The organism is Microbacterium arabinogalactanolyticum (genome assembly GCF_030268005.1).
Taxonomy (GTDB): Bacteria; Actinomycetota; Actinomycetes; order Actinomycetales; family Microbacteriaceae; genus Microbacterium; species Microbacterium arabinogalactanolyticum.
In genome coordinates this window covers 41,256-65,086 of record NZ_BRZC01000001.1, presented here as the reverse complement: position 1 = coordinate 65,086, position 23,831 = coordinate 41,256, and the positions used below count along the sequence as shown (strand labels likewise).

At 69.5% G+C, this 23,831-nt stretch carries 28 protein-coding genes; 13 read left to right on the top strand and 15 right to left on the bottom strand.

Features of this window, described 5'->3' with window-relative positions:
* Positions 1 to 32: 32 nt before the first annotated feature.
* Both MIAR_RS00330 and MIAR_RS00325 read right to left on the bottom strand, forming a co-directional pair.
* A complete protein-coding gene (locus MIAR_RS00330) occupies positions 33 to 968 on the bottom strand; it encodes a carbohydrate ABC transporter permease (RefSeq protein ID WP_285629842.1) in 936 nt (311 codons plus the stop codon).
* Positions 958 to 1,974 (bottom strand): ABC transporter permease, encoded by a 1,017-nt coding sequence (locus MIAR_RS00325; RefSeq protein WP_285629839.1) that lies wholly within the window; start codon positions 1,972 to 1,974, stop codon positions 958 to 960. Before MIAR_RS00325 ends, MIAR_RS00330 begins: the two co-directional genes overlap by 11 nt.
* Before the next feature lie 205 nt (positions 1,975 to 2,179).
* Here MIAR_RS00325 and MIAR_RS00320 point away from each other — a divergent pair, with 205 nt between their 5' ends.
* Together MIAR_RS00320 and MIAR_RS00315 are read left to right on the top strand one after the other, a co-directional pair.
* Complete coding sequence (locus MIAR_RS00320; RefSeq protein ID WP_285629837.1) at positions 2,180 to 3,187, top strand: hydroxyacid dehydrogenase; 1,008 nt, start codon at positions 2,180 to 2,182, stop codon at positions 3,185 to 3,187.
* Between the two features lie 21 nt (positions 3,188 to 3,208).
* The gene (locus MIAR_RS00315) at positions 3,209 to 4,291 is read left to right on the top strand and encodes a LacI family DNA-binding transcriptional regulator (RefSeq protein ID WP_285629835.1); all 1,083 of its coding nucleotides are present in this window, start codon (positions 3,209 to 3,211) and stop codon (positions 4,289 to 4,291) included.
* Between the two features lie 127 nt (positions 4,292 to 4,418).
* Here MIAR_RS00315 and MIAR_RS00310 read toward each other — a convergent pair whose 3' ends face one another.
* On the bottom strand, positions 4,419 to 5,207 hold the full coding sequence (locus MIAR_RS00310) for a MerR family transcriptional regulator (RefSeq protein WP_285629833.1): 789 nt from the start codon (positions 5,205 to 5,207) through the stop codon (positions 4,419 to 4,421).
* 174 nt (positions 5,208 to 5,381) lie between these two features.
* On the opposite strand from MIAR_RS00310, the gene MIAR_RS00305 reads away from it, so the two are divergent.
* Both MIAR_RS00305 and MIAR_RS00300 read left to right on the top strand, forming a co-directional pair.
* Positions 5,382 to 6,221 (top strand): DUF4097 family beta strand repeat-containing protein, encoded by an 840-nt coding sequence (locus MIAR_RS00305; protein WP_285629831.1) that lies wholly within the window; start codon positions 5,382 to 5,384, stop codon positions 6,219 to 6,221.
* The gene (locus tag MIAR_RS00300) at positions 6,221 to 6,850 is read left to right on the top strand and encodes a PadR family transcriptional regulator (RefSeq protein WP_285629829.1); all 630 of its coding nucleotides are present in this window, start codon (positions 6,221 to 6,223) and stop codon (positions 6,848 to 6,850) included. The genes MIAR_RS00305 and MIAR_RS00300 overlap by 1 nt, the downstream gene beginning before the upstream one ends.
* A gap of 143 nt (positions 6,851 to 6,993) precedes the next feature.
* On the opposite strand, the gene MIAR_RS00295 is transcribed toward MIAR_RS00300, so the two are convergent.
* Complete coding sequence (locus tag MIAR_RS00295; RefSeq protein ID WP_285629827.1) at positions 6,994 to 7,536, bottom strand: universal stress protein; 543 nt, start codon at positions 7,534 to 7,536, stop codon at positions 6,994 to 6,996.
* A 152-nt stretch (positions 7,537 to 7,688) separates the two neighbouring features.
* Here MIAR_RS00295 and MIAR_RS00290 point away from each other — a divergent pair, with 152 nt between their 5' ends.
* A complete protein-coding gene (locus tag MIAR_RS00290; RefSeq protein ID WP_285629825.1) occupies positions 7,689 to 7,877 on the top strand; it encodes a DUF3073 domain-containing protein in 189 nt (62 codons plus the stop codon).
* A gap of 95 nt (positions 7,878 to 7,972) precedes the next feature.
* Positions 7,973 to 8,797 carry an MOSC domain-containing protein gene (locus tag MIAR_RS00285; protein ID WP_285629824.1) on the top strand — a complete coding sequence of 275 codons (825 nt, stop codon included), beginning with the start codon at positions 7,973 to 7,975 and terminating at the stop codon, positions 8,795 to 8,797.
* A 44-nt stretch (positions 8,798 to 8,841) separates the two neighbouring features.
* Here MIAR_RS00285 and MIAR_RS00280 read toward each other — a convergent pair whose 3' ends face one another.
* The 3 genes from MIAR_RS00280 to purM are packed head-to-tail and all read right to left on the bottom strand — an operon-like array spanning position 8,842 to position 12,731.
* Positions 8,842 to 10,143 carry an MFS transporter gene (locus MIAR_RS00280; protein ID WP_285629822.1) on the bottom strand — a complete coding sequence of 434 codons (1,302 nt, stop codon included), beginning with the start codon at positions 10,141 to 10,143 and terminating at the stop codon, positions 8,842 to 8,844.
* Complete coding sequence (gene purF / locus MIAR_RS00275; protein WP_285629820.1) at positions 10,140 to 11,606, bottom strand: amidophosphoribosyltransferase; 1,467 nt, start codon at positions 11,604 to 11,606, stop codon at positions 10,140 to 10,142. The genes MIAR_RS00280 and purF overlap by 4 nt, the downstream gene beginning before the upstream one ends.
* Before the next feature lie 6 nt (positions 11,607 to 11,612).
* On the bottom strand, positions 11,613 to 12,731 hold the full coding sequence (gene purM, locus MIAR_RS00270) for a phosphoribosylformylglycinamidine cyclo-ligase (RefSeq protein ID WP_285629818.1): 1,119 nt from the start codon (positions 12,729 to 12,731) through the stop codon (positions 11,613 to 11,615).
* A gap of 243 nt (positions 12,732 to 12,974) precedes the next feature.
* Here purM and MIAR_RS00265 point away from each other — a divergent pair, with 243 nt between their 5' ends.
* The 3 genes from MIAR_RS00265 to MIAR_RS00255 all read left to right on the top strand — a co-directional run bounded on the left by MIAR_RS00265 (position 12,975) and on the right by MIAR_RS00255 (position 14,839).
* Entirely contained in the window at positions 12,975 to 13,298 is a 324-nt protein-coding gene (locus tag MIAR_RS00265) for a hypothetical protein (protein WP_285629816.1), read from the top strand.
* Between the two features lie 129 nt (positions 13,299 to 13,427).
* Entirely contained in the window at positions 13,428 to 14,027 is a 600-nt protein-coding gene (locus MIAR_RS00260; protein ID WP_285629814.1) for a zinc-binding alcohol dehydrogenase, read from the top strand.
* Between the two features lie 113 nt (positions 14,028 to 14,140).
* Entirely contained in the window at positions 14,141 to 14,839 is a 699-nt protein-coding gene (locus MIAR_RS00255) for a YceI family protein (protein ID WP_285629812.1), read from the top strand.
* A gap of 18 nt (positions 14,840 to 14,857) precedes the next feature.
* Here the strand turns inward: MIAR_RS00255 and MIAR_RS00250 are convergent, their stop codons facing one another.
* Together MIAR_RS00250 and MIAR_RS00245 are read right to left on the bottom strand one after the other, a co-directional pair.
* The gene (locus tag MIAR_RS00250; RefSeq protein ID WP_285629810.1) at positions 14,858 to 15,175 is read right to left on the bottom strand and encodes a potassium transporter Trk; all 318 of its coding nucleotides are present in this window, start codon (positions 15,173 to 15,175) and stop codon (positions 14,858 to 14,860) included.
* A gap of 86 nt (positions 15,176 to 15,261) precedes the next feature.
* Positions 15,262 to 15,618 (bottom strand): sterol carrier family protein, encoded by a 357-nt coding sequence (locus MIAR_RS00245; protein WP_285629808.1) that lies wholly within the window; start codon positions 15,616 to 15,618, stop codon positions 15,262 to 15,264.
* 244 nt (positions 15,619 to 15,862) lie between these two features.
* Between MIAR_RS00245 and MIAR_RS00240 the strand changes: the two genes are divergently transcribed.
* Positions 15,863 to 16,552, top strand: coding sequence for an NUDIX hydrolase (locus tag MIAR_RS00240; RefSeq protein WP_285629806.1), 690 nt, complete (start codon positions 15,863 to 15,865; stop codon positions 16,550 to 16,552).
* 77 nt (positions 16,553 to 16,629) lie between these two features.
* Positions 16,630 to 17,907: a phosphoribosylamine--glycine ligase gene (gene purD, locus MIAR_RS00235; protein ID WP_285629804.1), complete on the top strand. Its 1,278-nt coding sequence runs from the start codon at positions 16,630 to 16,632 to the stop codon at positions 17,905 to 17,907.
* Between the two features lie 13 nt (positions 17,908 to 17,920).
* On the opposite strand, the gene MIAR_RS00230 is transcribed toward purD, so the two are convergent.
* From MIAR_RS00230 to MIAR_RS00220, 3 genes are read right to left on the bottom strand one after another with little or no spacing between them, the layout of a single operon-like run.
* Positions 17,921 to 18,463, bottom strand: coding sequence for a GNAT family N-acetyltransferase (locus MIAR_RS00230; RefSeq protein WP_285629803.1), 543 nt, complete (start codon positions 18,461 to 18,463; stop codon positions 17,921 to 17,923).
* A 42-nt stretch (positions 18,464 to 18,505) separates the two neighbouring features.
* Positions 18,506 to 18,946: a hypothetical protein gene (locus tag MIAR_RS00225; RefSeq protein ID WP_285629802.1), complete on the bottom strand. Its 441-nt coding sequence runs from the start codon at positions 18,944 to 18,946 to the stop codon at positions 18,506 to 18,508.
* The gene (locus MIAR_RS00220; protein ID WP_285629801.1) at positions 18,933 to 19,127 is read right to left on the bottom strand and encodes a helix-turn-helix transcriptional regulator; all 195 of its coding nucleotides are present in this window, start codon (positions 19,125 to 19,127) and stop codon (positions 18,933 to 18,935) included. The genes MIAR_RS00225 and MIAR_RS00220 overlap by 14 nt, the downstream gene beginning before the upstream one ends.
* A 75-nt stretch (positions 19,128 to 19,202) precedes the next feature.
* Between MIAR_RS00220 and MIAR_RS00215 the strand changes: the two genes are divergently transcribed.
* Positions 19,203 to 19,727, top strand: coding sequence for a hypothetical protein (locus MIAR_RS00215; protein ID WP_285629799.1), 525 nt, complete (start codon positions 19,203 to 19,205; stop codon positions 19,725 to 19,727).
* Between the two features lie 78 nt (positions 19,728 to 19,805).
* On the opposite strand, the gene MIAR_RS00210 is transcribed toward MIAR_RS00215, so the two are convergent.
* The 3 genes from MIAR_RS00210 to MIAR_RS00200 form a co-directional block, all read right to left on the bottom strand.
* Entirely contained in the window at positions 19,806 to 21,344 is a 1,539-nt protein-coding gene (locus MIAR_RS00210) for a DHA2 family efflux MFS transporter permease subunit (protein WP_285629797.1), read from the bottom strand.
* Between the two features lie 67 nt (positions 21,345 to 21,411).
* Positions 21,412 to 22,029 (bottom strand): PadR family transcriptional regulator, encoded by a 618-nt coding sequence (locus MIAR_RS00205; protein WP_285629795.1) that lies wholly within the window; start codon positions 22,027 to 22,029, stop codon positions 21,412 to 21,414.
* Between the two features lie 64 nt (positions 22,030 to 22,093).
* The gene (locus MIAR_RS00200; RefSeq protein ID WP_285629793.1) at positions 22,094 to 22,660 is read right to left on the bottom strand and encodes a GNAT family N-acetyltransferase; all 567 of its coding nucleotides are present in this window, start codon (positions 22,658 to 22,660) and stop codon (positions 22,094 to 22,096) included.
* Between the two features lie 51 nt (positions 22,661 to 22,711).
* Here MIAR_RS00200 and MIAR_RS00195 point away from each other — a divergent pair, with 51 nt between their 5' ends.
* Positions 22,712 to 23,575: a phosphoribosylaminoimidazolesuccinocarboxamide synthase gene (locus tag MIAR_RS00195; RefSeq protein ID WP_285629791.1), complete on the top strand. Its 864-nt coding sequence runs from the start codon at positions 22,712 to 22,714 to the stop codon at positions 23,573 to 23,575.
* Positions 23,576 to 23,831 lie beyond the last annotated feature (256 nt).

Genomic DNA, 23,831 nt, shown 5'->3' with positions numbered 1-23,831 from the left:
GGCCGGTGGCCTCGGGTGTTCTTCGGCTGGGGTCAGCCCTTGACGGCGCCGGTGAGGACGCCCTTGGTGAAGTACTTCTGCAGGAAGGGGTACACGCACAGGATCGGCACCAGGCTGATCACGACGACGGCCATCTGGATGGCCTGGCTGGGAGCGGCGATCTCGGCGCCGGTGTTGGCGTCGATGGAGGAGCCGAGCAGCACGTACTGCCGCAGCACCATGGCCAGCGGCCACTTGTCGCTGTCGACGTAGAGCATGGCGTTGAAGAACATGTTCCAGTAGCCGACGGCGTAGAACAGGCCGATCACGGCGATCACCGCCTTCGACAGCGGCAGCATCACGTTCCACAGGATGCGGATGTCGCCCGCGCCGTCCAACCGCGCCGCCTCGACGAGCTCGGAGGGGACGTTCATGAAGAACGAGCGGATGATGATCAGGTTGAACGCCGAGAGCGCCGTGGGCAGGATGAGCGCCGCGAACGTGCCCAGCAGCCCGAGCTCCTTGACCACGAGAAATGTGGGAATGATGCCGGGCGAGAACAGCATGGTCAGCAGGGCGGTCATCAGGAAGAAGTTGCCGCCCATGATCCGTCGCGACAGCCCGTACGCCATCATCACCGTGAGGGTCACCGAGAGCGCGGTGCCGACGAGCGTGATGCCGATGCTGCGGAACAGGGCCTCGGTGACGATGCCGCCGGAGAGGATGGTCCGATACGCCTCGAGCGTGGGATGCATGGGGATCAGCACGAAGCCGTTGTTCGCGGCGATCTCCTGCTGTGTGGACAGGCTCGTGCCGATCACGACCAGGAACGGGTAGATCACCGCCACGCACACCAGCAGCAGGACGAGTCCCTTCAGCCCCTGCATCGCGAAGCTGGGCTTCTCCATCCACACCGGACGGGTGCGGGCCCGGTAGTCGCTGGCCCTCTGCCTTCCGAGACGGACCACCGTCGTGCTCTCAGTGCTCACGGGAGTACACCCCATCCTGTCCGAACATGTGGGCGACCTTGTTGGCGCCGAGCACGAGGAAGAGACCGACGATGCCCTTCACGAGACCCACCGCCGCCGAGGTGCCCCACTGGCCGTCGACGATGCCGTGGAAGTAGACGTAGGTATCCAGCACTTCGCCCGCCTGTGCACCGACGTTGTTGCGCTGCAGGATGATCTGCTCGAACCCGACGGACAGCGCCGTGCCGAGGTTGAGGATCAGCAGCAGGATGACGATGGGCATGATGCCCGGGATCGTCACCGCCCACGTGCGCCGCCACGGGCCGGCACCGTCGATGGCCGCCGCCTCGTAGAGGCTGTCGTCGATGCTGGCCAGCGCGGCGAGGAACATGATCGTGCCCCAGCCCGCGTCCTTCCAGATGGTCTGGACGGTGACGAGCAGCGGGAACGTGGCGGGGTCGGTCATCGGGCTGATCCGCCCCATCCCGAGGGAGTCGAGGAAGTTCGGGATGAGTCCGGTGGGCCCGAGGATCTGCGTGAACAGCGAGACGATGATCACCCAGCCCAGGAAGTGCGGCAGGTAGATCACGCTCTGCACGAATTTCTTGAGCTTGGGCGACATGATGCTGTTCAGCAGCAGCGCCAGGGCGATCGGCACGGGGAAGAACAGCACGAGCTGCATCACCATGATCACGAGGGTGTTGCGCAGTGCGTACCAGAACGCCGGGTCGGAGAACGCGACGGCGAAGTTGTCCAGGCCGACCCACACGCTGTCGACGAAGCCGAGGTAGGGCTGGTAGTCCTCGAACGCGATGATGTTGCCGGGGATGGGCAGCCAGTGGAAGACCACGAAGTACAGGAACCCGGGCATCACCAGCAGGAGCATGACGCGGTCGCGCCGGAAGCGGGCGGCGAAGCTCAGTCGCGTGCGACCCTTGCGGTCCAGCCGGCGCGCGTGCCCCGTGACCGGGCGCGCCGGCTCGGCCGCGGCGGCCTTCGGCCTGCTCGTGACGGGTGTCGAGACCACCGCATCCTCCGAACGTCGTTGTGGATGAAACGTCGCCTTAGTAAGCGATTGCTATCGCAAGGTAGCCCGTCGATGATCGCGTTGTCAACGCCAGTCGTGACATTTCCGGAGATCTAGGGCGATTCGGCCGTCACCTCTGGCGCCTGAAGCGGAAAGCATGATAGAAATCGCTTACTGTCTGTTTCCATCGTTCTCGGAGATGTTCATGAGCTGGCACCCCCGCGTCGCGTTCGCGATGAACCGCGACGACCACCTCGCGGCGTTCCCTGCGTCGCTCCTCGAGCGCCTGGGCTCGATCGCCGAGGTGATCACTCCCCTGCCGATGGAGGAGTTCGACTCCGCCGCGTCCCGCGAGCTCCTCGCGGAGACCGAGGTGCTCATCACGGGCTGGGGTGCCCCGCGCTTCGGGCTCGCGACGCTCGCACAGGCCCCGCGCCTGCGGGCGATCGTTCACGCCGCGGGGACCGTGCGCACCTTCCTCGACCCCGCCGTGTACGACAGGGGCATCCGCGTGAGCACCTGCGCCAGCGCGAACGCCATCCCCGTGGCCGAGTTCACGCTGGCGAGCATCGTCTTCGGGCTCAAGCGCGCCTCCCGCTTCGCCGAGCGGCTCCGTCGCACCAAGGCGGTGCGCGACACCGCCGGATTCCCGCCCATCGGCACGAACGGCGTGACCGTCGGCCTGATCGGCGCATCGCGGGTGGGGCGGGAGACCCTGCGGATGCTGCGCACGCTCGATGTCCGCATCCTGCTGCACGATCCCTACCTCTCGCCCACGGCCGCCGCCGAGCTCGGCGCCGAGCTGGTCGGCCTGGACGAGCTGTGCCGGCGCAGCGATGCGGTGAGCGTGCATGCACCCCTCACCGCGCAGACCGTCGGCATGATCGGCGCGCACGAGCTGTCGCTGATGCGCGACGGCACCGTGCTCGTGAACACGGCACGCGGTGCGATCATCGACACCGACGCACTCACTGCGGAGCTGGTCACCGGCCGGCTGGACGCGTACCTCGATGTCGTGCACCCCGAGCCGCTGCCCGCCGATTCACCGCTGTACGGGCTGCCGAACGTCGTCATCACCCCGCACATCGCCGGCGCGCTCGGCAACGAGATCGTGCGGCTCGGCGAGCTCGCCGTCGACGAGGTCGCCCGGTTCGCGGCGAGTGATACCTTCGACCATGAAGTGCGGTCCGCCGACCTGGCGATCACCGCATGACGGACAACGGGATGAGGCGCCGTGTCTTCGACATCTGAGCAGACTCGCGTCCGGGGGCTTCGTCGGCCGGCCACAGTCAGCGACGTCGCCGCCGCCGCGCAGGTCTCCACCGCGACCGTCTCGCGAGTGCTGAACGGCAACTATCCGGTCGCCGCAGCCACCCGCGAGCGGGTCATGCGAGCCGTGTCCAAGCTCGGATACGCCGCGAACGCGAACGCGCGCGCGCTGACGCAGTCCGACACCAAGACGATCGGGATCATCGTGCCCGAGCTCGTCGACCCGTTCTTCGGCTACATGGTGCGCGGGCTGGAGCGCGCCACCCAGGAGTCCGGACGCCTCGCGATCATCGCGACGACGTCCTTCCGCCCCGGCGCCGAGATCGCGCTGATCGACCGGATGCGCGAGCGCCGCGTCGACGCCGTGATCGTCGTGAGCGGCGGCAGCAGCGACCCCGCGTACCGGCGCCAGCTGGCCCAGCGCGCCGATGCGCTCGCCGCCATGGGGAGTCGGCTCGTGCTGTGCGCGCATCCGACGCTGGACCTGCCGTCCGCGGCACGCTCCGTGGCGTACGACACCGAGGGCGGCGCCTTCTCCGTCACGGAGCACCTGATCGCTAACGGGCACCGGCGCATCGCGATGGTCGGCGGCGAGAGCCACCTCCCGACCATCGGCCTGCGCCGCGACGGCTACCTGCGCGCTCTCGCGTCGCGGGGCATCGACATCGACGAGGATCTGATCCGCATCGAGGGCTTCGGCCGCGACGTCGGCTACGCCAGCACGCGCGCCCTGATGGAGGAGCATCCGGACGTCACGGCGATCTTCGCCGTCAACGACACCATCGCCTCGGGCGTGTACGACGCGCTGGGTGACGCGGGTCTTCGCATCCCCACGGATGTGTCGGTGGTCGCCTACGACGACACCCCGCTCGCCGCGAACCTGTCACCCAAGCTCACGACGGTGCACGTGCCGCTGGAGCAGCTCGGCCAGGAGGCGCTGCGCGCCGCGATCGACGAGCCGGACGCGTTCTCGCGGACGCCCGAGCAGGGCCTCACACTCGGCACCTATCTCGTGCACCGCGACTCCGTCGCCATGCCGCCGCGCTGAGCCGACGGCGCCGCCCCGATCCGTTCGGGAGGGGAAAACGCGGACGGGAGGAGTCCCGGCCCGGGAATCTCCTCCCGAGCGCGCGAACTCCTCCCGAACATGCGCCGAGGCGCGATGCGGAGGCGGCTCAGAGGTTCGCGTCCGCGTAGACGCGCAGGGCGTCGCGGACGAACTCGGCGCCGGTGGAGCCGCCGTCGCTCGTCGCGTAGTTGGCGCCGAAACGCGGGTCGGCGACGTACATCTCGCCGAGGCCCATCACGTAGCCCTTCACGTCGCCACCCGGGGCGGATGCCGGGGTGCCCGGCACGCCCGTGAGCCACTCGACGTGACGGCGGGCGACGGCCTGCGCCTCATCGGAGTCCGGGGCGATGCCGCTCTCGGCGGCGGCGATCCAGTCGCGGTTCAGATCCGCGACGCGCTGCTTCCAGGCGGCGCGGTCGTCGTCGGAGAGGCCGCGCCACCAGCGGTCGCCGTCGGCGTACGCCTGGCGACCCCAGCGCTCCTCGACCTCCTCCTTGTACTGCGTGTGGTCGAAGCCGTCGAACATGTTCTCGGCCATGAGTTCCTTCCCTTCTGTCAATGCGGTGATGGTCGATTCGACGGACGCGATCTGCCGCCCGATCCGCTGCTGCTCCTGACGGAGCAGCTCGAGGTGGGTCTGCAGAGCGGATGCCTCGGCCACCTGGGCCGCTGAGCCCGCCGAATCGCCGAGCACCTCGGCGATCTGCGGCAGGCCGAGCCCGAGCTCGCGCAGCAGCAGGATGCGCTGCAGGCGCACGAGCGCGGCCTCGTCGTAGTGCCGATAGCCGTTGGCGGCGATGCGCGAGGGGGCGAGCAGGCCGATGTCGTCGTAGTGACGCAGCGTCCTGCTCGTCGCCCCCGCGAGGCGGGCGATCTCCTGGATCGACCAGTCCATGGCATCCGCTCCTCTCGTTCGTCGATATGTCCACGGTAGAAGTTGACGTTACGTCAAGGTCAAGCAGGATGTTCCTGATTCTTTGCTGAACCCCTTGACGAACTCGAGATATATCGTGTTACTCTCGCAATACGCGATATATCTCGATATCGCCCAACCAGGAAGAGAACGACAATGACCGAGAAGTGGCTCATCGCCCCCGGCGAGGAACGCGTCATCGACATCGCCTCCGCGTCCCGGCTCAAGGTCGGGCTCGTCGGCGGACAGGTCGACGTGGTCGCACACGACGAACCCGGCATCCGCATCGAGGTGCACGGCGTCACCATCAAGGACCTGCGCGTCGAGTCCGACGGCACCCAGATCGAGATCGACCACCCCCAGATCGGGTGGGACAACTTCCTCGAGGTGTTCCGCAACTTCGGCGCCGGCGGCCCCAAGGCCGAGATCAGCGTCGCCGTGCCGCGCGCGATCGCACTCACGCTCGGCGTGGTCAGTGCAGGCGCGCTGGTGTCCGGCATCCGCAATGACGTCAAGCTCAACACCGTCTCCGGCGACATCATCGCCGACGACGTGACCGGCGACCTCTCGGCGAACTCCGTCTCCGGCGACGTGCAGCTGCGCGGCCTGACCGGCTCCGTGGTCGCGAACAGCGTCTCGGGCGACGTCGCCGTGACCGGCTCGCTGCGCAAGGCCGTCATCGACACAGTGTCGGGCTCCGTGCTCATCGACGCGCTCGGCGACGTGAACACCCTGAACGTCAACACCGTCTCGGGCGGAGTGACCGTGCGCCTGGACGAGACCCTGCCGGCGAACTACGCCCTGCGCAGCATGAGCGGCAAGCTCATGGTCGACGGCATCCAGCGCTCCAGCGGCGGACCGAGCAACTTCACCGGTCAGATGGGCGAGCTCGCCGGCAGCTTCGTCGACGTGCGCGCGAACACGGTCTCGGGCGGCATCACGGTGCTGCGCCAGGCGCGTCCGACCGTCGCCGACGACCCGGAATGGGAGGAGTGATGGCACCGGCAGTCTTCTCGCACGGCGACCTGCGGCTGTACCTGCTGTCGCTGCTGAACGAGGCGCCGCAGCACGGCTACGGCATCATCCAGGCACTGACCGACCGTACCGGTGGCACCTACACGCCCAGCGCCGGCACGATCTATCCGCGGCTGGCGAAGCTGGAGGAGGAGGGCCTGGTCACCAAGACCGTCGAGGGCCGCACCACCATCTACGCCATCACGGATGCCGGTCGCGCCGAGCTCGAATCGCGCTCGGCCGACCTGGAGGGCATCGAGGAGGGCCTCTCCGACTCGGTGCGCCTCATCGCCACCGAGGTGCGGCAGAGCGTGAAGGAGGCGATGCGCAGCCTGCGCGCCGACCTCGCCACCGCCGCTCAGGAGGAGCGCCGCGCCGCCAAGAAGCAGCCCCGCGCGGAAGGGCTCGGCGACGAGCGCGTCACGAGCCGCGAGAACCTGCAGCGGGCGGATGCCGCGATCAACGCGTTCCGCGCCCAGGTGCGCACCGACCTGCGTACGCACGTGGCCCGCGGCGGGCTGCTGGAGGCATCCGTCGTCACCGGACTCGAGCGCGCGCTCGACGACGCCGCGCACGAGATCACCCGGGCGCTGGCGGCTGCGCGCCCCTAGGCCTTGGGTCCCGCGACGGTCCAGTCGAGGTCGCACTGGATGCCGCTCGGATGGATTCCGGGCGGCATCCGTTGCGATCCGCCGCCAGCGCGCGCGGAAACCTCGAGCGCGCCGCGGAGGGCGACGCGCTCTACTGACCGGGCCTACTCGTCCCAGACGTCCTTCTGATCGTCGGGGACGGACTCCGTCTGCGGCACGACGAGCACCGAGCGGTGCTGACGGTGCGCCAGGCGAGCTGCGACCGAGCCGGTGAAGAACTCACGGATCGACTCCCCGATGCCCCGCTTGCGCGTGCCGATCACGATCAGCTGCGCGTCGAGCTTGTTCGCCAGCTGCTTGATCGCCAGGGCCGGGTCGCCGATCAGCTGCCGGGTGGTCCAGGTGATGTCTTCCTTGTCGAGAGCTTCGGCGGCCATCTTCTGCACATCCTCGAACTCGGCAGCACCCGCATCGAGGTTGAGGTCGATGGGCGCGGAGTGCACATAGCCGTCCGGATCCTCGTAGGTGACGAAGCGTGTGACGTCGACATGGACGACCACGAGAGGCGATTGGAGCAGCTTGGCGTAGCGGAGCGCCTCCGCGAGCACGTGCGGCGGCTGACCGGGCTGGATGCCGACGATGACGGCCTTCTGCAGCGCGGCGTTCTGAGCGGCTTCGTCGGATGCTGTGGGCGTGGAATCTGTCATGATGATCGTTCCCCTCACCGGCCGCAGGACGGCCTCAGGCTCTGGCGTGCGTGCTATCCTGAATGCTACTCTTACCGGCCTCGAGCCGGTGCCGTGAATACCATCGGGCGTCGCACAGCCCGCTGCTGAACTCGTAAAAGGGGGTCTCGCGCATGGGCCGTGGCCGTCAGAAGGCGAAGCACACCAAGATCGCTCGCGAACTCAAGTCGTACAGTCCGAACGTGAACTTCTCCGCGCTGGAGAACGAGCTCGGGCACCCCTCTTCCGAGGAGGACCAGTACGTCGACAAGTGGGCCGACCAGTACGAAGACGAGGACGAGGACGAGCTGGAGCGGGCCTGACCCCCTCCCTCGCACGACCAGACACCCTGGCGACCGGCAGCCGCCGAGTCGACCAGGGTTTCGTCGTACCCGTCGGCCGATGACACAATGGCCGGATGCCCCGCGTCGCAGCCCTGTACCGTCATCCGATCAAAGGGTTCACGCCCGAGCAGTGCGATGAACTGACCATCCAGCCCGACGGCCGCGTCGCCGGCGACCGGGTGCTGGCATTCCGCTTCGCGGACGCCACGGAGCCGGAGCAGCGCGACGGCCTGGACTACTGGCCGAAGTCGAAGGGCCTGGCGCTGGAGTCGTTCCCCTCACTGGCCACCCTGCGCGTGACTTTCGACCATGAGACGCAGCGCGTGCGGATCGCGCACGACGACGCCCTGCTCGTCGACATGGTCCTGGATGACGAGGGTCGCGCAGAGCTCGTCGAGATCGTGACCGCATTCGTGCTCGACTCCCCGGAGTGGAAGCTGCTGCAGCGCGAGGGCCGTCTGCCGCTGGCACTCGTCGGTGACGGCGAGCGCTCCCGGTTTCAGGACCGCGCGCGCGGTTTCGTCTCCGTGCACAGCGAGGCGAGCGTCGACGCGCTGAGCGCCGCGCTGGGTCAGACGGTGGACGACCGCCGGTTCCGCTCGAACGTCGTGATCGAGGGTGCGGATGCCTGGGATGAGCTGGCGTGGGCCGGCGAGGTGCGCATCGGGGATCTGCGTTTCACCGCTGAGGGACCGATCGTGCGATGCCTGGCGACGCACGCGAACCCCGACACGGGCATCCGGGATGCCAAGGTGCTGACGACACTGACCCGCGGGGTCGGGCTGCCCGAGCCGACGCTCGGCCGTCTGCTGCTCCTGAACGGCGTGACCGGCTCGGTCGACGACACCGGCGGCGCCGGCGGTGTGATCCGCGTCGGCGACGAGGTGACGATCGGCTGATCCGTCAGGTCAGGTGGCGATGTGCGGTCCGCGGCGGCCGCGCGTCACCACGCCCCGTGGCGACGCTCCCATTCATCCTCGACCGTGCGGCGGCGACCGGCGATCATGCCGGCCGGGATGCTCGCGACGAGCATGGCGCCGACGACCAGCAGCGGAACCGTCCAGCCGCCGGTCGCGTCGTGCAGCACGCCGACGAGGACGGGGAAGATCGCGGCGAGCACGTAGCCGACGCTCTGCACGAAGCTCGAGAGCAGCACGGCACTCTCCGGCGTGCGGGAGCGGATGCTGATCAGCACCAGCGCCAGCGGGAACAGCAGTCCGACCAGGCCGAACAGCACCGTCCACAGCCACAGCAATCCGGGCAGCGGGGCGAGCAGCAGACCGAGGATACCGATCATGCCGCCGATCGCGCCGACGAGGAACAGCGGCCTGGTGGCGTGGAACCGCACCACGAGCACGGGGATGAGCAGCGAGGAGGGCAGGCCCACGAACGCGAACAGCGACAGCAGCAGACCCGCCGTCGAGGCACTGACGTGTCCCACCTCCACCATGATCACCGGAAGCCAGGCGAAGGCCACGTAGGCCATGATCGACGAGGTCCCGAAGGTGAGCGCGAGCGCCCACACCAGCGGGATGCGCGCGAGCCGGGCGAACAGGCGCCGGCTGCTGGGCGAGGTCGCGATCGGCCCGGTGGCGGCGAAGTCGGGGTCCTCGGGTGCGGCCTCCGCAATGCCCGGGCGGGTCAGGGCGGGGGCGGCGGGATCGGTCGTGCGCCTCATCAGCATGATCAGCCACGGGATCACTCCCGCGGCGGCGAACACGGCCCACATGGCCAGCGAGAAGCGCCAGCCCACGGCATCCGCCACCGGCACGGCGACCAGCGGCGGCACGAACGTCGAGCACGCCATCGCCGTGGTGTACAGGGTCATCATCAGGCCGATGCGGTCGGGGAAGTACTTCTTGACCAGCGGCGGCATGAGGATGTTGCCCATCCCGACGCCCGCGAAGATCACCGCGGTCGCGAGGACCAGACCGACCGACTCCCCCACCAGACCGCGCAGGATCAGCCCGGCGGTCATCGCGCACAGTGCGATCACCGTGAGCCGTTCGATGCCGAGCCGGCGCTCCAGGAGCGGTGTGATCAGGCCGAACACCGCGAAGCACACCGGCGGAAGGGTGCCGATGAGCCCGAGCACCGCCGAGGACAGCGGGAAGTCCGCCGAGATCTCGTGGATCACCGGGGAGAGGGATGCCACCGCTGAACGCAGCGAGAACGCGCACAGCAGGATGCCGAGCACCGCGAGCGCGCGCCCCTGCCAGAGCGGCCGTGCGCCCGACGTGGTCACGACGACTGCGACTTCTCGACCCACTCCAGGTACTCGGGGGTCACGGTTCCGGTGACGTAGCGCCCGTCGAAGCAGCTCATGTCGAGGTCGGTCAGGTCGGTGCCCTCGATGATCGCGGACTTGAGGTCCTCGACCTCCTGGTACACGATGCGGTCGCAGCCGAGCTCTTCGGCGATCTCGGGGATCGTCCGGCCGTGCGCGACCAGCTCAGCGCGGGAGGGCATGTTGATGCCGTACACGTGCGGGTGGCGGACAGGCGGGGCCGCCGAGGCGAAGATCACGGACTTGGCGCCCGCGTCGCGTGCCATCTGGATGATCTGGGTGCTGGTGGTGCCGCGCACGATCGAGTCGTCGATCAGCAGCACGTTCTTGCCCTGGAACTCCGCCGACATGGCGTTCAGCTTCTGGCGCACGCTCTTCTTGCGCACCGCCTGGCCGGGCATGATGAACGTGCGGCCCACGTAGCGGTTCTTGTAGAAGCCCTCGCGGTACTCCTTGCCGAGCTTGCGGGCGACCTCCATGGCCGAGGGGCGGGAGGAGTCCGGGATCGGCATGACCACGTCGATCTCGTCGAGCGGCACATGCTTGGCGATGGTGTCGGCCAGCCGCTCGCCCATGCGCAGGCGCGACTCGTACACCGAGACGCCGTTCATGATCGAGTCGGGGCGGGCGAGGTACACGTACTCGAAAGCGCACGGGATCAACTGCGGGTTCTCGGCGCACTGCCGGGTGAACAGCTCGCCCTCGTTGGTGATGAACACGGCCTCGCCGGGCTCGACCTCGCGCACCACTTCGTAGTCGGCGTTCTCGAGCACGAGCGACTCGCTGGCGACGACCCACTCGTCCTTGGTGGCGTCCTCCCGACCGGCACGGCGGCCCAGGATCAGGGGGCGGATGCCGAACGGGTCGCGGAAGGCGAGCAGGCCGTACCCGGCGATGATCGAGATCACGGCGTAGGCGCCCTCGATGCGCTGGTGCGTGCGGGCGACCGCCTCGAAGATGCGCTCCGGGTCGAGGTCGACGGCGGAGGTGGTGGTCTGCAGTTCGTGCGCGAGCACGTTCAGCAGCAGCTCGGTGTCGCTGGAGGAGTTCAGGTGACGGCGGTCGCGCTGCGCCATGTCGGCGGTCAGCTCACGCGTGTTCGTGAGGTTGCCGTTGTGAATCAGCACGATGCCGTAGGGGGCGTTCACGTAGAAGGGCTGCATCTCCTCCTCGCTGGAGGCGGTGCCCTTCGTGGCGTAGCGCACGTGACCCAGGCCGATGTTCCCGAGCAGCGAGCGCATGTCGCGGGTGCGGAACGCCTCGCGCACCATGCCCTCGGCCTTCGCCATGTGCATGACGCCGTTCGGCTCCGCCGTGGCGATGCCGGTGGCGTCCTGCCCGCGATGCTGCAGCAGCAGCAGCGCGTCGTAGATGTCCTGATTGACGGGGCCGCCTGCGACCATTCCGACGATGCCGCACATGGGGTGTTACTTCGTTCCGTTCGCGTAGGCGCCGACCAGGCGCACAGCTCCACCATCGACGCCCTTGGCGCCCTCTTCGAACTCGCCTGCCGGCCGCGCGCCGGTGTGCACCGTCGCGACCTGCCAGGCCGGGATGCCCTGCGCCTCGATCGCGGCGATGGCAGCATCCTTCTGCTCCGCCGCGACGACGGCCAGGAAGCCGATGCCGAGGTTCCACGTGCCCTCGGTGTCGGTGATCGGGGTGCCGGCGATGTCGGCCAGCACGCGGAACACCGGGCTCGGTGACCAGGTCGACCGATCGACCTCGGACCAGCTGCCCTGGGGCAGCACGCGGGCGAGGTTGGCGGCGATGCCGCCGCCGGTCACGTGGCTCAGCGAGTGGATGGCGCCGGCGGGCAGCTCCTCGATGAGCTTCAGCAGCGGTGTCGTGTACAGGCGGGTCGGCTCGAGCAGCGCCTCGCCCCAGGTCGTGCCGAGGTCGGCGGCGTTGTCGCCGTAGCCGATCCCCGCGTTCGCGACGATGTGCCGCACGAGCGAGTAGCCGTTGGAGTGCAGACCGCTGGATGCCAGCGCGATCACCGCGTCGCCGTCCTGGACGCGGTCGGCGCCGAGCACGGCATCCGCCTCGACGACGCCGGTGGCCGCACCCGCGACGTCGTAGTCGCGCGGGCCGAGCAGACCCGGATGCTCGGCGGTCTCGCCGCCCACGAGCGCGGTACCCGTGGCGGAGCACGCCTCGGCGATCCCGCGCACGATGTCGGCGATGCGCTCGGGGACGACCTTGCCGCAGGCGATGTAGTCGGTCATGAACAGCGGCTTCGCGCCCACCACGACGATGTCGTCCACGACCATGCCGACCAGGTCCTGCCCGATCGTGTCGTGCTTGTCGATCGCCTGCGCGATGGCGACCTTCGTGCCCACGCCGTCGGTGCTGGATGCCAGCAGCGGACGCGTGTAGCCGAGCAGGGCGCTGGCGTCGAACATGCCGGCGAATCCGCCGACTCCGCCGAGCACCTCGGGCCCGTGCGTCGCGCGCACGGAGGCCTTCATGAGTTCGACTGCGAGATCACCGGCGGCAGTGTCGACGCCGGCCTGAGCATAGGGATTGGTGGGGGAGGCTGCCACCCGTACAGCCTACCGGGCCGGGCGCGTCACGAAGGTCGCGGATGCACCCGCCGGATGCCGCCGCGACGGACGCTGATCCACCGGGCGTGCTAGAGTATGTGGTTGCGCAAGTTTTCGCCGACTCTCACCCGGCGCAGCGCACGCCCCGGCCAGGGCACCCTCAAGGCTGGATCGCACCGATGCGATCCGCTCCCCGGCCATTGCGGAGGCGGCAGCGTGCCGCCCGCACACGAATCAAGAATCATGAGCAGTATCCACACTTCCGCGCGCTCCGACGCGCCCGCCCTTCGTCTCGCTCCGCTCTCTCAGGAACCACAGACCGAACAGATCACCGACCTCTCCTGGCGACAGGCCGACGAGGACGTCTTCGTCGCGACCAACCGCGGCGAGTACGCGGGCTTCGTCTCCGTCGAGCAGAACGTCCACGTGGTGCACGACAGCCACAGCCGCCGCATCGGCAGCTACCCCACCCTCGCCGCCGCCCGTCAGGCTCTGGTGGATGCCACGCGTCCCCCGTCCCGTCGCCGCGAGCGGCTGCGCCGCCGCATCCTCGAGCGCAGGCGCTGAGCGCCCCGCGCCCTCCGAGCCGCGCAGGGGCCGCATCCGTCTGACGGATGCGGCCCCTGCGCGATTCCGACATGCGGAGACCCTCGAAGAGTCGGCGCGCCCTGGTCGCAACCCCCATACGATGGGGCCATGAGCGACAAGCCGCAGTGGCTGATCCGCGAGGACGCCGGCACCTCGGTGCTGGTCGCGCTCGCGCTGCGCCAGCTGCTCGGCATCCGCGCGCCGGAGGATCTTCCCGCGCTGCGCGGACTCGAGGTGCGCCGGCCCGATGCGACCGATGTCGACGATGCGCTCGAGGCGCAGTGGCGCGAATACTGGGACATGACCGTCGAACCGCGCGCGCACCGTTCCGAGGTGCCACTGGAACTGGTCGACGGCTTCGACACCCTCGTGGCGCTGCCCACCACCGGTGCGGAGGATCTGCGCGACGCGATCGTGCCGCACGCCGCGGCTGCTCTCCGCTACGCGCAGGATGCGCACAACCGCTACGTCGACTCCGTCAGCTCCTCGGGAGGCGCCTACCGCGCGTACGCGAGCGCGATCGCCGAGTTCGAGCGCGAGATCGGCCGGCGCGCGCACTCCTTCGAGCTCAACGTGCAGGTGCTGCCGTTCAGCCAGCGGGGGATCTGGTGGATCGGCGCGCTGAGCGTCGCCGTGACCGACGGCCTGCGGCGCGACGTCGTCGCCTTCGACGCGGCCATGCGGCCCGTGATCGCGGAGCTCGCCTGAGCGGTGCCTATGGTTCGGCTGGCGGAAGCCTATGCAGTCGCCGGATGCCGGCATATCTCCTCGGCGGAGGCGGTTTCATTGTCGCGAACACTCCTCCACGACAGGACACTGCCATGAAGAAGCGCACCCGCATCATCCTCATCACCGCCGGCATCGCGGTCATCGTGATCGGCGGTGCCGCATTCGCCGGCCCGATGATCTACCGCGACTATCTGGTCGCCCCCGCCGAATCGGCACCCACGCTCGCCCCCGCATCGCCCACCGAGGCGGGCGCGGCCATCGACCCGGAGGACCTGCAGGGCGAATGGGCCGTCGGCGAAGGGTCATTCGCCGGCTACCGCGTGGACGAGGTCCTGAACGGCACCGATGTCACCGTCACGGGACGGACGGAGAAGGTCACGGGCTCGCTGACCGTGTCCGACTCCACCCTGACCGCGGCGCGCATCGAGGTCGACGTGGCCTCGATCGCGACCGACTCCGGCAACCGCGACAACTACTTCCGCAACACGGCGATGCGTGCGGCGAAGTTCCCCACCGCGACGTTCGAGCTGACCGAACCCGTGGTCGCGGACGGCGTCCCTCAGCCGGGCGTCGCGCAGAAGGTGAGCGCGAAGGGCGAGCTGACGCTCGCAGGGGTCACCCGCGCGGTGACGGTGGAGCTGGATGCCGTGTTGCACGGGGCCACCGGGCAGGTGGCGGGCAGCATCCCGATCACCTTCTCCGACTTCGGCGTGGATGCGCCGAACCTCGGGTTCGTGAAGGTCGAGGACACTGGCGCGGTGGAGTTCTCGCTGCAGCTCGTGCGGAGCTGACCGGTCCCGCCGGGAGGCTCAGTCCTCGGAGTCGGTGATGCGCTCGTGCTCGACCCGCACGATGCGCTCGTGCTTGCGCGCCATCCGCTCCAGGATCAGCGCGACGAGCCCGCCGATGGCGATGCCGATCGGCACGGTCCACAGCAGTGCGAAGCCGAACACCTGACCCGGCGGATAGACGATGTCCAGAACCTCGGACTTCTCGTAGCTGCCGACAGCGGTGAGGATGCCGGCGAGGATCACGCCGAGAACGGCACCCAGCCCCAGGAACACGCCGAAGCGCGGGACCGGGCGGATCCGGGCCTCGGTCGTCTGGTGCTCTGCGCTCTGCGACATGCCTCCATTGTCCCACGCTCCGCATATGCGTGGCCTCCGGGCGCCGTTCAGTCGGCGGCGCGGCGCGGAGTCAACGCGGCCGGACGTCAGGTGCGGAGGGGGAGCAGGTCGGAGAGATCGGCACGGACGCCGGATGCGGAAACGCGGCCCGCGGCCACGGCCTCCGCCCACGTCTGCGCGCCCGTGGCGAGAGCGATCCAGGTCGCAGCATCCATCTCCACGACGTTCGGCGGAGTTCCTCGCGTGTGCCGCGGGCCCTGCACGACCTGCACCGCGCCGAAGGGCGGGACGCGCACCTCGACGCTGTTTCCCGGCGCCTTCTCGTCGAGCAGCTGGAGGAGGTAGCGCACGGCCGTCGCGGTCACCGGACGCGTGGTGTCGCCGACCTCGACCGCGGCGAGCGCGGCACGGCCGTCGGCGATCTCGATCCTGCGGGCGGGCATGGCTCCAGGCTACGCCGCTACCCATCTCGCCTCGCGCCGGCTCTGCGCCGCCGACCCCACCCAGCTCGGCGCCGGCTCGTCCTAGTCCCTCCTGAACTACCTCGCCCCCGGCTCATTTGCGTCGCTGAGCAGGGGCGAGGACGCTGAGCAGGGGCAGGAACCGCACTGTGCACCGCGCACGCTGGCATCCTGCGGGCCATGTGCACGGCGCCTCCCGGGCACCACGGGCATAGGGTCGATAGGGATGAGCGAGACAGCCGAGAACACCGAGACTCTGCGCGGTGCGCGCGCGGAGCTGCTCACGGCGGCGGATCGCGCGGGCGAGTGGACGCCGCGCTTCCCGATGACCGTGAGCGACCCGCATCCGGCATCCGTGCTCATCCTGTTCGGACGGCTGGACAGCATCCCCGCACGCACCGACGAGCTGACCGTCGCAGCCGACCTCGACGTGCTGCTGCAGAGGCGCGCCGCAACCCTGTCATCGCACCCCGGTCAAGTGTCGTTCCCCGGCGGCGGCCGCGACGCCGAGGACGCGGATGCCGTGGCGACAGCCCTGCGCGAGGCGCAAGAGGAGACGGGTCTCGACCCGGACGGGGTCGAGGTGCTCGCCGCACTCCCGGAGATCCCGCTCGCGGTGAGCAACTTCATCGTCACGCCCGTGCTCGGATGGTGGCGCGAGCCGTCGCGGGTCGCCGCCGTGGATCACGCCGAGACCGTCGAGGTGTTCCGCGTGCCGGTCGCGCAGCTGCTGGATCCGGCGAACCGCTACACGTCGACACTGACCCGCGATGGGATGACCTACAAGGGACCGGCGTTCGACATCGACGGCACGATCGTGTGGGGCTTCACCGCCGGCATCCTGAACGCGCTGTTCGACGCGACCGGCTGGGCGCTCCCCTGGGATCCCGCCGTCGAGCGGCCCGTCACCGTCTGACCCGCGACGTGAACCGGGTGCGAGCCGGCCGGCCTGCGACGGTAACCCTGCATCACCCCGCCGGTAGGCTTGCGGGCATGAAGATCCTGGTCCTCGGTTCCGGTGCGCGCGAGCACGCGATCATCCTCTCCCTGCGCTCGGAGGAGACCGAGCACGAGATCTTCGCGGCCCCCGGCAACGCCGGAATCGCGCAGGATGCCACCATCGTCGACCTCGACATGTTCGACGGCGCCGCCGTCGCCGCGTTCGCGAACGAGCGCGGCGTCGATCTGGTGGTCGTCGGCCCGGAGGCCCCGCTGGTCGCGGGCGTCGCGGACGTGGTGCGCGAGCGCGGCATCCCGGTGTTCGGCCCGGGGAAGGCCGCCGCACAGCTGGAGGGGTCGAAGGCGTTCGCGAAGCGGATCATGGATGCCGCCGGCGTGCCGACCGGACGCGCGGTGCGCGCAGCATCCGTCGCCGAGGTCGAGGCCGCGTTCGACGAGCTCGGCGCACCCCACGTGGTCAAGGCCGACGGGCTGGCGGCGGGCAAGGGCGTGATCGTCACGACCGACCGCGCCGAGGCCCTCGCGCACGCCGAGCACTATCTGCCCTCCGGCCCTGTGCTGGTCGAGGAGTTCCTCAGCGGGCCCGAGGTCTCGCTGTTCTTCCTCAGCGACGGCGACACCGTGCGCCCCCTGACCCCCGCGCAGGACTTCAAGCGCGCGCTGGACGGCGACGGCGGTCCGAACACCGGCGGCATGGGCGCGTACACGCCGCTGCCGTGGCTGGCCGAGCAGTTCGGCAGCGTCGATGCGTTCGTCGACGAGGTCACCGAGACGGTCGCACTGCCCATGATCCGTCAGCTCGACTCCGAGGGCACGCCGTTCATCGGCCTGCTCTACGCGGGCCTCATCCTCACCCCGGCCGGCGTGCGCGTGATCGAGTTCAACGCGCGCTTCGGCGACCCCGAGACCCAGGTCGTGCTGCCCCGGCTGCGCACTCCCCTGTCGCGGCTGCTGCTGGCGTCGGCATCCGGCACCCTCGAGGACGAGCCGCGCCCCGAGTTCTCCGACGACGTCGCCATCACCGTCGTGCTCGCCAGCGAGGGCTACCCCGAGGCGCCGCAGACCGGCCGCATGATCGAGGGCCTCGCCGAGGCGGCTTCCGTCGACGGCGTCTCGATCGTGCACGCCGCCACGGGCGCGCCGGACGCGCCGGGCGGCTCGCTCATCGCTACCGGCGGACGCGTGCTGAACGTCGTCGCCACCGGCACCGACTTCGCGGATGCCAGGGCGCGCGCGTACGAGGCGATCGGCCGCATCCGACTGGACGGCGCCCACTACCGCCACGACATCGCCGCACGCGTCGCGCAGTAACCGGGGCGCTGGGTCAGAGCTCGATCCAGTACTGGCGCAGGCGCCCGGTGAGATCATCCGCCATGTCGGCGGGACGGTCGACGGTGCCGGACAGCACACCGCCCGCGCCCTCGATCGTGCGGTACGAGCCGACGTTCTCCTCGTCGCAGGTCAGCATGACGCGGTCGTAGCCCTGCGCACGGGCACGGTCGACGACGAGGTCCAGCGCTGCACGGGCGATGCCTTGCCGGCGACGTGACGGTCGCACCGAGTATCCGATGTGGCCGCCGTAGCTGCGCAGCCAGTCGTTCAGTGCACGCCGGAACGCGATGAAGCCGACGACCTCGTCGTCATCGGTGATCCAGAAGTAGTCGCACGGCACGTGCCCGTCCGGCAGCTCGGCATCCGCTGCGCCGTACAGCTCGGCCTTCGCGATGAACGCCTCGCACGCGGCTCGATCCGGAACCACGCCGCGCTCGAGTCCCGCGCCGTCGATGTGCACGCCGCCGAACTCGGCGACGGTCGCAGACCAGGAGTCGAAGAGGTCCAGGGACGGAGAGGCGAGCGCGATCGTCATCCGCCCATCCCATCACAGGATCGTCTCCGCCGAGGACCGGCCTCAGCCCTTCCGCACGTAGTACCAGTTCGCCAGGAACCAGCAGACGGTGAGGGCGAGGAACACCCCGATGCTCGCCCAGCGGGAGAGCGGGTCGGTGTCCACGATCACGTGCATGATCAGCTGCCCCGCGCTGAGGATCAGCGCCATGACGCCCACCGCGGCCAGCCCCTTCACGGCGGCTGCTCGGTCGCGCTCATCGGCGTACTCCAAGGAGTTCACGCGCTCGAGATCACCCGAGGTGCCGCGGCGCGCGAAGATCGCGCCGAGTCCACCGCCGATTCCGCCGAGCAGCAGCGCGGTGCCGGCGATCGTCTGTCCGAGCACGAAGCACACGACGGCGCCGACCACGCACACCCCGACCAGCAACGTGTTGACGGGCGACATCGGCCATTTCCGTCCAGGCGAGCTCGTCATGTCCTCGTGCGCCTCATCCATCGACATCGAAGACCTCCTCCACGGTCGATCCGAAGTGCCGGGCCAGGTGCACGGCGAGGGTGAGCGAGGGGTCGTATCGGCCGGTCTCGATCGCGTTGATCGTCTGCCGCGAGACGCCCACCGCGGTCGCGAGCGCCTGCTGGGAGAGACCCTGCTCGCCCCTGAGCTCCTTGACCCTGCTGCGCACGTCTCCACGGTAGGCCAGGAGATCCCATCTGTAAAGCCGACTTGACATCTTCTCGGCATGTAAAGCATGCTTGTCATGTCAAACACGCTTTACACACTCGGAGGCAACATGCACGAGGCACTCGTCGACTTCATCCAATCCCTGCCCGTCTGGCTGCAGTGGCTGGGCGGGATGGCCGTCGCCGCGATCCCGTTCGTCGAATCGCACTTCGGCACCCTGATCGGCGTGATCGCGGGCGTGCCGCTCCCGGTGGCGATGCTGGCGGCCATCGCGGGCAACCTCGTGTCGATGCTCGCCTTCGTCTTCGCCGCCTCGACCGCGCGCCGCACGGTGCTGGCCCGCCGCGCGCCCGCTGACGCCGACGCCACCCCGGAGCCCTCCGCCCGCCGTCAGCGAGTCAAGCGGATGCTGGACCGCTTCGGCGTGCCGGGGGTCAGCCTGCTCGGGCCGATGGTCGTGCCGAACCAGTTCACCTCCAGCATCCTGGTCTCCCTGGGCGCGAACCGCACTGCGGTGATCGTCTGGACGAGCATCTCGATCGTCATGTGGTCGGCCATCTTCGCCCTGTTCGGGCAGCTCGGACTCACGGCCCTGAGCTGAGCACCGTCACCGCATCCGAGGACGACGAGGGCCGCCCAGGCGTGATGCCGGGCGGCCCTCGATGCGTTCGCAGCGGGATCAGCGCAGCTCGTCGGCGCTCTTCCCCTTGTAGCGGCCGATGAAAAGGGCCGCTATCAGCGCGACGACCATCACGCTGACGGGCAGCAGCATCGACTGCGACATGCCGGCCGAGAACCCGTCGGCGACGGCGTCGGGCATCTTGCCGCCGGCGCCGAGCCCTGCGGGGGCCTGGTCGAGTCCGGGCAGGTTCGCCTCGAGCCGCGCCTGCATGAACGCGGCGATGGCCGAGGAGCCGACCACGGATCCGATCGTCCGGGTGGTGTTGTAGATGCCCGCGCCGGCGCCGGCCTGGCGCGGGGGCAGGTTGCGCGTCGCCTCGGTCGCCAGCGGACCCCACATGCCCGCGTTCCCGATGCCGAGCAGAGCGGAGGGCAGCAGGAACATCCAGGTCGGGGTGTCCATGTTCATCAGGGAGGAGTTCCATAGCACCCCGCCCGCCACGCACAGCAGCCCAGGGATCAGGATGAAGCGCGGGTCGACGCGGTCGAGCAGCGAACCCGCGAACGGTGCCAGCACCCCCGAGATCACCGCCATCGGGATCAGCAGCAGCGCCGCCTCGGTGGGCGTGAGCCCGCGCGCCAGCTGCAGGAAGAACATGAACGGCAGCGACATGCTCGTCACCGTGAACCCGACCGCAGCGATGCCGAGGTTGGATGCCGAGAAGTTGCGGTCCCTGAACAGGCCGAGCGGCACAAGCGCCTCGCTCTTCGTCTTCCACTGCTGCAGCACGAACACGATCAACAGCACGATGCCGGCGGCGATCATGCCCCAGACGGTGATGGGGCCCGTGATGACACCCCAGTCGTACTTCTGCCCCTCCTGCAGTCCGAAGACGATCAGGAACAGGGCTGCGGCGCTGAGCACGACACCGATGTAGTCGAAGCGGTGCGGATGCGTCTGCAGCTTGGGCACGAAGATCCAGGCCATCACGAACCCGATGATGCCCACGGGCACGTTGATGTAGAAGATCCACTCCCAGCCGAACGCGTCGACCAGCAGGCCGCCCAGCAGCGGGCCGACCAGCGTGGCGACGCCCGCGGTCGCGCCCCACAGGCCCATCGCGGCGCCGCGGCGCTCGGGCGGGAATGTACGGGTGATCACGGCCATCGTCTGCGGCGTCATGAACGCGGCGCCGAGCCCCTGCACGGCGCGGAAGGCCACCAGCATCCCGAGCGAGGTCGACAGCCCGCATGCGAGCGACGAGAGCGTGAAGATCACGAGGCCGATCAGGTAGATGTTCTTCGGGCCGAACCGGTCGCCGAGGCGTCCGGTGATCAGCAGGGGCACCGCGTAGGCCAGCAGGTAGGCGCTGGTGACCCACACCACGTTGTCGAGGTTGTTGGTGTCGGGGTCGAGCGCGGCCTTGATGGCCGGGTTCGCGACGGAGACGATCGTCGTGTCGACGAGGATCATGAAGAAGCCGATGACCAGTGCCCAGAGGGCGGGCCAGGGGCTGCGCGGCTTGTGGCCGTGCGCGTAGGTGCCCGTCGACGGCCCGCTGGTCGCGGATGCCGGAGACGGCGTGGGATCTGTCATGGGCGTGATGCCTTTCGCTGTGCGGTGCTGCCCGCGGTGAGTGTCTGGAGGTTCGGATGCCGAGGGGTCACGGCGAGTCGGCATCGGATGCCGCGGCGCCGGGCGCCGGTGCGAGGCGGTCGCCCACCCAGGCGAACCCGGGGTCGGCGAGGCGCTCGAGCAGCCCGGCGCTCCAGCTGAGCTCGCCGCTCAGCATCGCGACGTGCCGATCCACCTCGATGAGGAACTGCTCGGGGACGCCGCGGGTGCGGGCCTGCTCGAGCTTCTGGTGCAGCTGATCGCGCTCCTCTCGGAGGGTCTCATGCCGCGCACCGAGGAGGTCGATGACCTCGGCCCGCGGCAGGTTGTGGGCCTCGGCGAGCGCGACGCGGAACTCCGCAGCACGGTCGGCGTTCCCCAGTCCCCGGCGCACCCAGTCGGTGAGAACCGGGAGCGCTGCAGGCTGCAGCGTGTAGGTGGTGCGTTCCGGCCGGTTGCCGTCGCGGTCGACGCCCACCTCGGCGATGAGGCCGTCCCGTTCGAGCCGCGCGACCGTGTGATAGAAGGTGCCGTTGCTGACGCGCACCATCCGATCGTCCCGCCGCTTGCGCAGCAGTCGCATCATCTCGTACGGATGCATGTCGCCCTCGTTGAGCAGCGCGAGCACGATCGCGCCCAGCGGCGTCAGCTTCACAGCATCCGACATCTATCCCACCCCGATTAGTCCACATGGACTATACCACTCCCCCGGCCCATCCGAGGGCGACGATTCAGTGCAGAGCGGTCGCGAGCTGCGCATCCGTCAGCGCTCGATCCGCATAGACCAGACGCAGGACGTCGGGGTCCGGGTTCCCCGCATCCGGCGCACGGTGCACGAGCTCCAGTCCGACCTTCTCGGCGACGGCCGCCGATGCGCGGTTGTGCTCGACGAGGTACGCGATGACCGGCGTCTCCGGCCGCAGGGCGCGCGCCGCGTCCAGCCCCGCACGCGAGAGCTCGGTCGCATAACCATGACCGTGCTGCTCGGCGGCGATCCGGTAGCCGAGGTTCCAGACCGCGGCGTCGCTGGGCTCCGATCCCGCGCCGATCAGCGTGCATCCGCCGTTGCCGATGACCTCACCTGTGTCGCGCAGGCGCACGATCCACGACGCGAGGCCCACGTTCTCCCAGCCCGCCCGCCACCGCGCGACCATGCGCTCGGTCGTCGACCGTTCCGTGTGGCGCAGGCTCGGATAGTGCTGCCAGACCTTCGGGTCGGAGTAGATCCGGTGGATCGGGTCGACATCGGCATCCGTCGGCGGTCGCAGGGTCAGTCGGTCGGTGCGTGTCTCGTCCATCGGCTCGACGGTACGCGCGGTCTCCGACATCGCGGATGCCACAATGGACGGGTGAGCGAAGCACTGAGCATCCCCGGCTGGCGGCACATCTACTCCGGCAAGGTCCGCGACCTGTACGCCTCGGAGGATCCGGCAGACACCCGGTTGCTGGTCGTGGCATCCGACCGGGTGAGCGCCTTCGACTTCGTGCTCTCCCCCGGCATCCCGAAGAAGGGCGAACTGCTCACCTCCCTCAGCACCTGGTGGTTCCAGCAGCTGGCGGACGTCCCGAACCACATCGCCGAGGGCGAGATCCCGGATGCCGTGGCCGGCCGAGCCATGCTGGCGATGGCGCTCGAGATGCTGCCGATCGAGTGCGTCGTGCGCGGGTACATCACGGGCTCCGGCTGGGCCGAGTACGTGCACAGCGGCACCGTCTGCGGCATCCCGCTGCCCGCCGGCCTGAAGAACGGCGACCGGCTGCCCGAGCCGCTGTTCACCCCCGCCTACAAGGCGCCGATGGGCGAGCACGACGAGAACATCACCTTCGAGAAGGTCGTCGAGCTCGTGGGCGCGGAGCGCGCCGCCGAGCTGCGCGACACCTCCATCGCGCTCTACACGCGTGCCGCCGCGATCGCCGAGGAGAAGGGCCTGATCCTCGCCGACACCAAGTTCGAGTTCGGAACGGATGCCGATGGCACCCTGCGCCTCGCCGATGAGGTGCTCACCAGCGACTCGTCCCGCTACTGGGACGCCGAGACCTGGCGCACCGGCGCGACGCCGGACGAGCGGATGGCCAGCTTCGACAAGCAGATCGTGCGCGACTGGCTGGCCTCGAACTGGGACAAGCAGGGCGAGCCGCCCGCGCTGCCCGAGGAGATCGTCGAGCGCACCGCCGCCCGGTACCGCGAGCTCATCGAGCGCCTGGCTGGCTGACGCGCCGACCCGGCTCGTCCCCGTCGCACTGGGGCGCCCCGTCCCCGCTGCGGTCCTGTCCCCGCTGCGGTCCTGTCCCGCTGCGGTCCTGTCCCGCTGCGGCGCCCCGTCCCGCGGTCCCGTGTCCCACGAATGGTGGGTGCCGCGGCGCGCAACCCGCCGTCTCTCTGACAAGCGCCGACAGCATGTCGCAGAAACGGCGATTCCGGATGCTTCGCACCCGCACCATCTGAGACACGCCGCGGGGCAGGCGATA